Origin of the sequence: Nodularia spumigena CCY9414 (assembly GCF_000340565.2) — a bacterium.
GTDB classification, from domain to species: Bacteria; Cyanobacteriota; Cyanobacteriia; order Cyanobacteriales; family Nostocaceae; genus Nodularia; species Nodularia spumigena.
Window position 1 is genome coordinate 3,286,992 of the sequence record NZ_CP007203.1, and the last position, 11,561, is coordinate 3,298,552.

Here is an 11,561-nt window from a genome sequence, read left to right on the forward strand (position 1 = left end):
TAAACTGCCAAAAATTATTTTATCCTGGGAATTTACTTAACCTCGTGCTGAGGTGACAGTTAATGAGTAGGCATAAACACTAATAGTTAGTTACGCAGGATGGAAGCAGAGATTGCCAGCGACGATTCACAATAGAATCAGAAGTAAAAAAACATCTGATCTTTTGTGCCGATGCAGCGCGATCGCGTTGCTACTATCCCATGACTGTCAAAACTACGGTTCAACCTACAGCACGCCTGATTGAGGTCTTTTCTGCTATTCAAGGGGAAGGACTGAATGTCGGGACACGTCAACTTTTTATTCGCTTTGCTTTATGTGACTTGCGCTGCCACTTTTGCGATAGCGCCCACACTTGGAATGCACCCGCTACTTGTCGAATAGAGCTTACGCCTGGATTGCGCGACTTTGAAATCCACTCTAATCCTGTCTCATTACCCATTTTAATTCAATGGGTTGAAAGGCAAAATCTACCTTGTCTACACGATAGCATTAGCTTAACAGGCGGGGAACCCCTTCTTCATGCAGCTTTCTTAAAGGAATTTTTGCCCCAAGTGCGATCGCTTACCAACTTACCCATATATCTAGAGTCAGGCGGACATCGCCCAGAACAGTTGGCAATGGTTTTACCCTACCTCGACTCTGTAGGCATGGATTTAAAACTGCCCAGTGTGAGTGGCGAAAGTCTCTGGACAGAACATACAAACTTTTTACAATTATGTTTCAATACACATTTAGAAGTTTTTGTCAAGATAATTATTTCTGACAATACAGATCCAGCCGAGTTGGAACGTTCTGCGGCCATGGTGGCTGATGTTAGCCCAGATATCCCCATATTTTTACAACCTGTGACACCTTTAGCCGCCTCAGAACAACTTACCGAAACACCTGTACTAGCACCTGCTCCAGAAAAAGTTTTGATGTGGCAAGCTTTAATGAAGCAGTTTGTCCCACAAGTCCGGGTTATACCTCAAACTCACAAAATGTTAAATCAACTGTAGTATTAAATACTTGTTGGGGGTGGGTATCTCCCACCCCACCTCCTGACTGCATTCTACAATCAAGCTTCATCTGTAGTCTTAGATTTAGCTTTGGCTTTGTTGGCACTGCGTTTGAGAGCCGAAAGTCGTGCTTCGTAGCGAGACCGTTGGCGCTTGCTAGGTGTATTATCAATCATGGTTTTTAACGCACTACCCAGACTCTTGTAGGCGTTAGGGAGACTATAACCAAAGCGTGTTGCGAGAGCGATCGCTTTCTCGTCTGCAACTAGCAATTCTCTGATTTGCTTTTCCCCATTATTCTTTTGATACAATCGCCAGCCAGAGACACCACATAGTGCCAAAGCTAATACCAGCAATAATCCATCCTGCACCCACAATTCGCCCACAGCACCGCCTAAACCAATAGCCAATGCTGCCATTTCCCAGCCATCTTTGGGAATAGTATCATTTTGAATGCGAGCAACTTCATGCCAGAACAGCAGATTACGCTGATCCATTGCCAGCGCATCCCATTTCACCAAGTCAATTTGAATTTCTACTTGGTCTTTACCAATTTCTTCGCAACGGATCATCGGTGGATTAACTTCGGTCGTACCTTCAACCGTGACCCAGCTTTGCAATTCGGGCGGTAGTAAGCCTTTTAACCGCCGGAGTTCACTCATTTCCGCCTTGGCAAAGGAGGTTGCGTAGGATGTCATAAAATCCAGCCCTAGAAAACTTCAGTATATAGTGAGGGTATCACTTTGGAGTATAGCTATTTCAGTGATGATTCGCCTCACTCCTGGTGAAAACTTCCTTTTGGAAACTCAAGGTCAGAAAACAGGCAGGGGTGCTGGGGGGACTTGGTTACTTTACACTCCCAGTTGCTGAATAACCTTTCCTCTTCGGTGATTATAGTCCTATGAGGTGCTTTTAGTGGCGCGATCGCAGCAGCTTTGTTTGATGTCATTCATCTAGTTTACAAAATCTTCATAGGTCTGTGCCATCTATTGTGCATCACAGGAAAATACACCATTAATAGAAACTGCCGTAGTCTCGCCGCAGCAGTTATTATACTTCTGCTCAAGTCGTAAATCTATACAAGCCTAGCTAAGTACCTACGTATATACTTACTATATCTAAAATTAACCTGTAAAATCTCAAGTTTATAGAGCATTCATCTTAGTAAAACACTCATTACAAGTTTTTTTTGATGTTCAACATACCAATAAAAGTCAGGCTAAAAGTTTAAGCTAGATTTTTATACTCTTCATAAATTTCTATTAATTATTGCTTCAAATGTATTCGACACATCATTAACAAGTATATAGGACTTACGCAATAACTCTCTGCAACCCTCTTTCCTTCGTGTCCTTCGCGTTCTTCTCCCAAGGGGAGACGCTACGCGAATGTGGTTCGTTTTTTCATGATTTTGCGTAAGTCCTGGTATAATACTTAGGCAAAACGCGAAACTATACAATCTATACAATGTTTAAAGTAACAAAACATACAACTATTTATTGTACTTAAGTATCTGATACAAAATTTACTGAATCTTCAATTAAAACCCCTGTTATTCAAGAAACTCTGAAGAGAGAATAAAATGTAGCAGCATCAAAGTAGCAGCATCAAAGTGAGAATCAGACATCCTCTCAAAATATTCTCATGAACCACAAAAGCCAGGAGATTTATCAATAAATTTTTATGCGGATTTTAATTTACTCCTACAACTACTATCCAGAACCAATTGGCATAGCCCCACTGATGACAGAATTAGCAGAAGGACTGTCTAAACGTGGGCATCAAGTTCGCGTAATCACTGCTATGCCCAACTATCCTGAGCGTGAAATTTACGAAGCTTACCGGGGTAAATGGTATTTGAATGAATATAAAAATAATGTTCAAATCCAACGCAGTTATATCTGGATTCGTCCGCAACCCAATCTGTTAGATCGAGTATTGTTAGATGCTAGTTTTGTGGTGACAAGCTTTTTACCTGCTCTGTTCGGCTGGCGACCAGATGTAATTCTCTCCACCTCGCCATCACTACCTGTTTGTGTCCCAGCAGCCCTTTTAGGATGGTTACGCGCCTGCCCTGTGGTGTTAAATCTTCAAGATATCTTACCCGAAGCCGCGATTCATGTGGGACTGCTAAAAAATAAATTACTGATCAAGGTATTTACTGCATTAGAACAATTTGCTTATCACACAGCCTCAAAAATTAGCGTGATTGCGGATGAATTTGTCGAAAATTTGCTCTCTAAGGGGGTAGCACCTGACAAAATCGAGCAAATTCCTAACTGGGTTGATGTGAATTTTATTCGCCCCTCGTCCCAAAAAAATAATTCTTTTCGTGCGGCACATAACCTGAATGGCAAATTTGTAGTGCTATATTCTGGGAATATTGGACTGACACAAGGTTTAGAAACTGTGATTAAAGCGGCTTCTGGGTTGCGTCACATTCAAGATATCGCCTTTGTGATTGTGGGTGAGTCTAAAGGATTGCAGCGATTACAAAAGTATTGTTTAAAGTGCGGTGCAGATAACGTTTTGCTGCTACCGCTTCAACCCCGCAAACAGTTACCACAAATGTTAGCAGCTGCCGATGTTGGTTTGATAGTGCAGAAGCAAAATGTGGTGTCTTTCAATATGCCATCGAAAATTCAATTGCTACTGGCCAGTGGTCGGGCATTGGTGGCATCTGTACCCGAAAGTGGCACAGCTGCAAAAGCTGTTAGACAAAGTGGTGGGGGAGTAATTGTACCACCAGAAGACCCCAAGGCTTTAGCAACAGCAATTTTAGACTTGTACAAGCACCCGGAAAAAGTTAAAGAATTAGGTGTTAACAGTCGTCAATATGCTATGGAACAATATGCCTTTGAGCAAGCCTTAAATCAATATGAAGATTTATTTTACTCAGTAATCGCCAATAGTCCAGGAATTGAGTCTCAAGTAGTCAGAAAGCAGGAAGTATGACAATTGAGTGCGTGTAAAAATGCCGCTACGCTGATTTTTGCCAAAAATTAAAACATACTTGGTTCCACTGCTCCAATTTGTTCCTCAACCCCTACCTAACATTTGTTCTACCCTGCTCCCTCGCTGTCTTTGCTGTTGTTTGGCTTCTGCCCGTCTGTAGAGAAATGCCTAGAATTATATATAAATATTGAGGATGAGCCTGCTTGGCTAGATGAAGATGATTACCTAGAATCTTGGCTAGAAAGTCATTGCTTGATTTTTTTCAGCACAAGATAGACTCGCTATTACTTTTGATTCAACCCCATAGACACCTGTTTTTTTGTTAGTATTCAAAAAAACCAACACATACACTTGCGATTCAATTTTTTTGTTTGGAAGTCAGTGGTTGGAGAAAATTGTAACACAAGGGATAAAACACCTGAGGTTTAATGTCTGATTATTTCCAAGGAAATTTCCCATTACAGTCTGTCTCAAAGATCAAGAATGCACCCAGAGGATTAGAGGCTCAAACCAAAGAGGTGAGTGATAATTTAGCTTTGACTGTCGCCGAAGCAGCTTTAGACCGCAAAGCGGATGATATTTTAGTTCTTAGGGTAGCAGAGGTATCTTATCTGGCAGACTATTTTGTGATCATGACCGGCTACTCTAGAGTACAAGTCAGGGCGATCGCTGAATCAATTGAAGCTAAGGTACAAACTGATTGGCAACGACGACCTTTGCAAACAGAAGGCAAAGCTGATAGTAGTTGGGTGCTGCTAGATTACGGCGAAGTGATTGTTCACATCATGATGCCCACAGAGAGAGAATTTTATAATTTAGAAGCATTCTGGGTTCATGCAGAACGCATTTCGCTGGCAAATTCTGATGAGGGCGGGGGTAAGCCACAATGATTAGGCCTTCGGTTGACCATTGTCCAGTTCCAACAGAGCAACAACCGCTCAATGAATACGAAGAGTTAAAAACGTCTTGGCTCTTTTGTGATTGCATCTTAAATTGGCGCGACTACATCACGAAAATACTTTGGATTTGGAGTTTATCGTGGCTGGTAGCCGGGCCAATAGCAGCAGCTAGCTTCCCCCCACATAAGCAACTTGCCCATTTCATCCTCTGTGGTGCGGCTGGAGCGAGTGTAGGGGTGATTTTGGTACTAGTGCGGTTGTTCTTGGGCTGGCTCTATGTACGCGATCGCCTCTACAATCCGACCGTATTTTATGAAGAGTCAGGTTGGTACGACGGCCAAACTTGGACGAAGCCGGAGGAAGTGATCATGCGCGATCGCCTAATTGTGTCATACGAAATCAAACCGATTCTCCAGAGGTTAAAATTTACCTCTGCTGCCTTGGCGGGAATGTTTCTTATTGGTACTATAGTTTGGCAATTGTCATAAATCCTCATTGGTGTTTAGTAATCAACGACTAATCACCAATCAAGAGGAAATCATACCGCTACCGCGTCCGTCAAAACTCAAAAAATTTGTGTTTTCGGCCCGATTGCGGTTCTGCACGGTTGTTTTATAGCCGCCGTGCTGTACTAATTCATAAAAAAGGTGATAAATATTAACCCATGACAATGGGAAAACGAACTCAAGCCAAACCCCTAGAAGTCCGGCTACTGCGGGAAGGGATTACTGAATCGAGGCATATAGTCGAGGCTGTTGTTTGCGACGAACGGGGACGGGTTCTATCCGTTGCCGGCAACTCTGAAACTACTGCATTTGTCCGTTCAGCACTCAAACCATTTCAGGCACTCGCAGTCACCACCACAGGCACGCTGGAACGCTATAATTTGAGCGATCGCGATTTAGCCATTATTAGCAGTTCCCACAAAGGCACAATCGAACAGGTCAGACAGGTATTTAATATTATTTGGCGGGCCGACCTTGACCCGACAGCACTCCAATGTCCGATTCCTGAAGGTAAAAAAAGCCCCCTGGAATATAATTGCTCCGGTAAACACGCCGGAATGTTAGCTGTTTGTCAACAACGACATTGGCCTTTAAATAACTACTTGGAACGCAAACACCCAGTACAGCAGTTAATTTTGGGCAAAGTCGCAGAATTGTTGCGAATGCCAGCCGAGGAGTTTCTCAGCGCTCACGACGACTGCGGCGCACCCACCTATCTGATGCAAATCAGTCAAATGGCATCTTTGTATGCGCTATTAGCCTCTAGTAGCAATGTTGATATGGAGCGAATTGTCCGCGCTATGACTCATCATGCCGCTATGGTGGCAGGAGTTGGCGAATTTGACACAGAACTGATGCGTTTAGCTCCAGGGGAACTGGTAAGTAAATCCGGTGCTGAAGGAGTGCAATGTATTGGGCGACTGGGTGAAGGTATGGGATTAACGATTAAAGTCATGGATGGAGCCAAACGTGCAAAATATGCCGTGGCCATCCACTTACTTCAGCAGATGGGTTGGATCAGTCCCAGTGCCGCCGACAGCCTCTGTGAGAAGTTTATGTCTATAGGAAAATACAAGCGTTTAGAAGTAATTGGAGAATTATCTTTTTTATAGTTGCCAAATCCGAGACTTTGTGGTTATACTATAGAAGTCAAGAGGCGACGCGGGATAGAGCAGTCTGGTAGCTCGTCGGGCTCATAACCCGAAGGTCAGTGGTTCAAATCCACTTCCCGCCACCAAATAAAAGATAAAGCAAAACCCTAAACTGTTAAAAGTTCGGGGTTTTGTTTTATTTTGATCTATTCTGAAAGAGAAACTTGACAAAAAGCTCGGAGAATCATGGTTGTGAAGTTGCAGCGACCGATTTTAGTGGGAGGATTGGGACTATCCTTTTCCCTGTGGATATTACAAAGCTGGCATGATTCTATAGTGCAGCTGAGTGAGTTTGGTTTAGTTGGTGCTTTAGCTGTGGGTGGTGGTTTGTGGTTATTCCAGAAAAATCGCCCAAAAAATAGTTTAGAGTCGCTAGATGGTATGGTTGTAGATCGGGCAATGGCCGAAAGTGCGATCGCTACAACACAAACCGTAATTAACCAACTGGCAATAGAAGCAGAAAACCACATAGCCTTAGAGACATTACGAGCAAAAGTTGCCCAATTGCTGCCCGAATTAGACAGACAAGAAATTAAAGTAGCTGTTACAGGTGGTAAATCTGTGGGTAAAAGCACTTTAATTCAAGTGCTGGAGTCTAACAGTTGGGAAGCAACACAGCAAAAGGTAAGTTTCTGGGAAACTCCACCTTTGTTTAGAGAAGCCGGTGACAATTCAGATGCAGCTGTTTTAGCAGAAATTCAACAATCTGATTTTGTGCTGTTCCTAACCAACGGTGATTTGACAGACTCAGAATTTCAAAGTTTACAGCAGTTAAAAGCCGCAAATCAACCTGCTATTCTAGTTTTCAATAAACAAGATCAGTATTTAGCAGATGAACGTGCTAGTATTTTGCTGTCATTAAAACAGCGAATGGCGGAAAATGTAGTTGCAACGGCGGCTTCTCCCATTGCGATTAAAGTCAGGAAGCATGAAGCTGATGGTACTGTGGAAGAGTGGATGGAACAACCAAAGCCAGATATCCAGCAGTTAACACAGCAATTGAGTGAAGCGCTGACACAGCAAAGACAACAATTGGTGTGGAAAACCACTTTGAGAACAGCCAAGTTGTTGAAAGTTGAAGCGAAAAAGTGGCTAAATGAAACTAGATGCGATCGCGCCACCCCAATTATTGAACAATATCAATGGATAACTGCGGCTGCTGCCTTTGCTAACCCAGTCCCAGCGTTGGATATTCTCGCTACTGCGGCAATTAATGCTCAGATGGTGATGGATTTAGGTAATATCTATCAGCAGAAGTTTTCTTGGGAACAAGCGCAAACCGTAGCTGGAACCATGGGAAGTTTGATGCTGAAACTAGGTTTAGTAGAACTTTCCACAAAAGCTGTAAGTATAGTTCTCAAAACTAACGCTGTCACCTTCGTTGCTGGTGGTGTAGTCCAGGGTGTCAGTGCAGCTTATCTTACCAGAGTAGCCGGGTTAAGCTTAGTGGAATATTTTGCACAGCAAGAAATAGCCCTAGATTCAGGAAACGCCTTGAATTTAGACAAATTGCGCCAAACTGTGCAAAACGTCTTCCAGCAAAACCAGCAGATGGGTTTTTTGTCAGCCTTTGTTCAGCAAGGTGTCAAGCGTTTATCGCCACAACCACAGCCTGAAACTGTAGGATAATTTAACGCAAAGGCGCAAAGGCGCAAAGTTTTTCTGAGCGTTTTAGCGGCTTTGCGTGAGAATAATCGTTAGAAAGTTTTACAGCACTGTGCAAGTGAATAAAGTAAACATCTTAATATTATAAATTTTGTGGGGTGGGCATCTTGCCTGCCCTTATCTCCTGCAATTATTAATTGTAAATGTCCTATATAATTTAAGTTATATATTCCTAATATATTAAATTTTTTAATGAGTATTTCCCCTTGTATTTTTTCCTTTTTTTCTGGCTCAGGTTTTCTCGATTTAGGCTTTGAAAATAGCGGTTTTAATATTGTCTACGTCAATGAAATATTTAAACCATTTATGAAAGCATATCGCTATTCACGGGAAATCCTTAAACTCCCACAGCCAGAGTATGGATATCACGAAGGGGAAGCCGCAGACGTAAGCAAACTCATTACAGGTACAGAAGGACAACGCCTCCATGAATTAGTCAAAGACTGCCGCAAGTCTGATCATATAATTGGCTTTATTGGTGGTCCCCCCTGTCCTGACTTTTCGGTTGGGGGAAAAAATAAAGGAAAATTAGGAGATAATGGGAAACTTTCGGCTGACTATGTAGAATTAATTTGTCAAAATCTGCCAGACTTCTTTTTATTCGAGAATGTAAAAGGTTTGTGGCGGACGACAAAACACCGTTTATTCTTTGAATCATTAAAGCAGAAATTAAGCCAAGCTGGTTATATATTAACAGAAAGGTTAATTAATGCTATTGAATACGGTGTACCCCAGGATAGAGAAAGAATTATTCTTGTGGGTTTTAGAAATAATTTAATCAATAATATGGGAATAGAACTCAGTAGTGATAATTTACTACCAGAAGGGGCATTTCCTTGGGAAAGCCAGGTTTTATATCCTCAAAAACAGGTTTTTAATTATCCTTGGCAAAAGTGCGAAATATTCAAAGAAAATTCTATAATATCTTGTCCTGAAAACATACCTCAAGAATTAACCGTTGAATACTGGTTTAGAAACAATCATGTTTTGCGTCATCCCAATACTCAACATTATTTTAAACCAAGGGCAGGTATTGTCAGATTTGCGGCTGTTGATGAAGGAGATGTTTCTAAGAAATCTTTTAAACGTCTGCACAGATGGCGTTATTCACCGACAGCTTGCTATGGTAATAATGAAGTACATTTACATCCCTACAAAGTCCGGCGGATTTCTGTAGCAGAAGCTTTAGCTATTCAATCTTTACCTGCAAATTTTGCACTTCCAGAGGATATGTCACTCACTAATATGTTTAAAACTATTGGGAATGGTGTACCTTATTTGGCATCAAAGGCTTTAGCTCAAACTATTCTCGATTTTTTAATAACTAAAAATTGGCATTCTCTAGAGAGATTGAATAATCAATTAGAGTTGCCTTTATCATTAAAGTTTAGTTAAATTATCGGAATAGGGTCTATTTTTTAATAGCATCGTTTACTAATGGTAATAAATCTGCTTTTCTAGAATATAAATATGTTCCATCCACTAGCTTTAAATTTTTTTCAAGTGCAACACCATGAGGAGCAATTGCTGTACTAAATATAGTTCTATCAGCTGGAGTTAACTCGCTGACAACCATAAAATATTTCCAAATTTGCTGCAATACATACCCCATTGCTTTAACCATAGCTGCCTCAAACAAAGGCTGATAGCGACGATCTGGACGGTTTGAAGTTTTTAGAGAAATTGCTGCCTTGACTTCTTTTATACCTAGCTTTCCTTTAAAAGAATTGTACAGTGCCAAAGTATCTGGATCTCTTGCTTGTTGTTCTAAAAGTGAGTTTACAATTTTTGAATTTTTTTCATCTTCAATCACAGCAATAATATCGTCGGGGCTAGGCATAAAAATATTATCTTTAAAAGGTTTAATTTTTGCTGAAGCATTATTTATATTGGCAAAATATTCATTTTTGAATAAATTTAAAAAACTTGAATATGATTGATCTACTCCTTCTATTTGTGGTCTTGAATTTGGCATGGAAAAGACAGCAATGCACACTTCATTTTCCTGATTAATATTTAAGACAATCTCAGACAGCAAGCTAGTTGCCATTAACTCATTCCATCCTCCTGTCGCCTTGTTGAGAGCGCCAACTTGAGGATTTTGCGAATACTTTTCTCTAAAAGCTTTACTTGTTTCGTTTCTCATCCAGTCTAAAATTTCACTAACAGATAGGTTTTGATCTAGTTTATTCACTATCTTAGAAGATAAATCTCTGTAGATAGCTCTGCTATTAATACGAAATTTACCATTTGAATTTTCTGTCAACCATTCTGTATTATTAAACATTTTATTATTTTTCCTGATCAGGCTAAAAGGGGAATTTTGTCAGACAAAGATGTTCACCTTCCTAACCTGACAACTGTCTAATGTCAAGTTTAATACTTAGCAATGGTGATTTAATAAAATATAGAACCTCACCCCCAGCCCCTCTCCTTGCTAAGGAGAGGGGAGAGTTTGACGGGCGGGGTGTTAAATTTATATTCCTGACAAATATTTATACGTTGGCAGGGAAAACCATGTCAGCAGGTTATTTTGAGGTTCAACCCAGAAGATATGTGTTTTAATATATGTATTAAGAAATGTCTTAATTTTTTATAAACTTTAAGAATCAATTACTGGTAAAACACACGATGGCAGCAGACTATATTGATATTGCGCCATTTATCGATCATTCTCTGCTGATGCCGACGGCTACTCCAGAGCAGGTTGAGCAATGGTGTGCAGAAGCAGACAGATTTAATTTTGCGGCGGTTTGTCTTCATCCCTCCTATGTGAAGCAAGCAGCAGAACTCCTCCACGGTAGAAAGCCTCAAGTTTGTACAGTCATCGGCTTTCCTATGGGGGCGACAACTTCAGCCGTTAAGCTCTATGAGGCTCAGGAAGCTGCGGAAAATGGAGCGACTGAGCTAGATGTGGTAATTAACTTAGGTTGGTTAAAGGCGGGCAAAACTGAAGCTGTTCATCGCGAAATTGCGGAAATTTGTGAAGAAACTGGGCAAACTGTCAAGGTGATTCTGGAAACTAACCTACTGACTGATGCTGAAAAAAAGTTGGCTGCGGAAGTATCTATGGAAGCTGGGGCGGCTTTCTTAAAAACCAGTACAGGTTGGAATGGTGGTGCTACTTTGGCGGATGTGCGGCTGTTGAAGGAAATTACTAAAGACAGCTTGGGAATTAAAGCTTCTGGTGGTATTCGCACCTACAATGAAGCTATAGAGCTAATCCTAGCCGGTGCTACTAGATTAGGTACGTCTCGGAGTATTGATTTGCTCCGCCAGCGCGATAACCTGAATAAGGGTGAATAGTCATGGCTTTTTTCGTCTTTAGTCGTGGGTTGTTTTTCCTTAAAGAATAGCCAATGACTAATGACTAATGACTAATGACTA

10 protein-coding genes and 1 tRNA gene are annotated in these 11,561 nt (G+C 41.2%); 9 read left to right on the plus strand and 2 right to left on the minus strand.

The window, feature by feature from the left end:
* Window positions 1-200: 200 nt before the first annotated feature.
* Window positions 201-998 carry a 7-carboxy-7-deazaguanine synthase QueE gene (locus NSP_RS14260; RefSeq protein ID WP_006198696.1) on the plus strand — a complete coding sequence of 266 codons (798 nt, stop codon included), beginning with the start codon at window positions 201-203 and terminating at the stop codon, window positions 996-998.
* A gap of 59 nt (window positions 999-1,057) precedes the next feature.
* Here NSP_RS14260 and NSP_RS14265 read toward each other — a convergent pair whose 3' ends face one another.
* The gene (locus NSP_RS14265) at window positions 1,058-1,696 is read right to left on the minus strand and encodes a DUF3318 domain-containing protein (RefSeq protein ID WP_006198697.1); all 639 of its coding nucleotides are present in this window, start codon (window positions 1,694-1,696) and stop codon (window positions 1,058-1,060) included.
* A 985-nt stretch (window positions 1,697-2,681) separates the two neighbouring features.
* On the opposite strand from NSP_RS14265, the gene NSP_RS14270 reads away from it, so the two are divergent.
* From NSP_RS14270 to NSP_RS14300, 7 genes are all read left to right on the plus strand, one after another.
* The gene (locus tag NSP_RS14270; protein WP_006198698.1) at window positions 2,682-3,953 is read left to right on the plus strand and encodes a glycosyltransferase family 4 protein; all 1,272 of its coding nucleotides are present in this window, start codon (window positions 2,682-2,684) and stop codon (window positions 3,951-3,953) included.
* Window positions 3,954-4,381: 428 nt separating this feature from the next.
* Window positions 4,382-4,843 carry a ribosome silencing factor gene (gene rsfS, locus NSP_RS14275; protein WP_006198699.1) on the plus strand — a complete coding sequence of 154 codons (462 nt, stop codon included), beginning with the start codon at window positions 4,382-4,384 and terminating at the stop codon, window positions 4,841-4,843.
* Entirely contained in the window at window positions 4,840-5,340 is a 501-nt protein-coding gene (locus tag NSP_RS14280) for a CGLD27 family protein (protein ID WP_017804170.1), read from the plus strand. The genes rsfS and NSP_RS14280 overlap by 4 nt, the downstream gene beginning before the upstream one ends.
* Before the next feature lie 176 nt (window positions 5,341-5,516).
* Window positions 5,517-6,470, plus strand: a complete 954-nt coding sequence (locus tag NSP_RS14285) for an asparaginase (protein WP_042203071.1) — start codon at window positions 5,517-5,519, stop codon at window positions 6,468-6,470.
* 48 nt (window positions 6,471-6,518) lie between these two features.
* Window positions 6,519-6,595, plus strand: a tRNA-Met gene (locus NSP_RS14290).
* Window positions 6,596-6,695: 100 nt separating this feature from the next.
* Window positions 6,696-8,138, plus strand: coding sequence for a YcjF family protein (locus tag NSP_RS14295; RefSeq protein ID WP_006198984.1), 1,443 nt, complete (start codon window positions 6,696-6,698; stop codon window positions 8,136-8,138).
* A 228-nt stretch (window positions 8,139-8,366) separates the two neighbouring features.
* Window positions 8,367-9,569 (plus strand): DNA cytosine methyltransferase, encoded by a 1,203-nt coding sequence (locus NSP_RS14300; protein ID WP_006198985.1) that lies wholly within the window; start codon window positions 8,367-8,369, stop codon window positions 9,567-9,569.
* 16 nt (window positions 9,570-9,585) lie between these two features.
* Here the strand turns inward: NSP_RS14300 and NSP_RS14305 are convergent, their stop codons facing one another.
* Window positions 9,586-10,461 carry a Cfr10I/Bse634I family restriction endonuclease gene (locus NSP_RS14305; protein ID WP_006198986.1) on the minus strand — a complete coding sequence of 292 codons (876 nt, stop codon included), beginning with the start codon at window positions 10,459-10,461 and terminating at the stop codon, window positions 9,586-9,588.
* Window positions 10,462-10,805: 344 nt separating this feature from the next.
* Between NSP_RS14305 and deoC the strand changes: the two genes are divergently transcribed.
* The gene (deoC, locus tag NSP_RS14310) at window positions 10,806-11,480 is read left to right on the plus strand and encodes a deoxyribose-phosphate aldolase (RefSeq protein WP_006198987.1); all 675 of its coding nucleotides are present in this window, start codon (window positions 10,806-10,808) and stop codon (window positions 11,478-11,480) included.
* Window positions 11,481-11,561 lie beyond the last annotated feature (81 nt).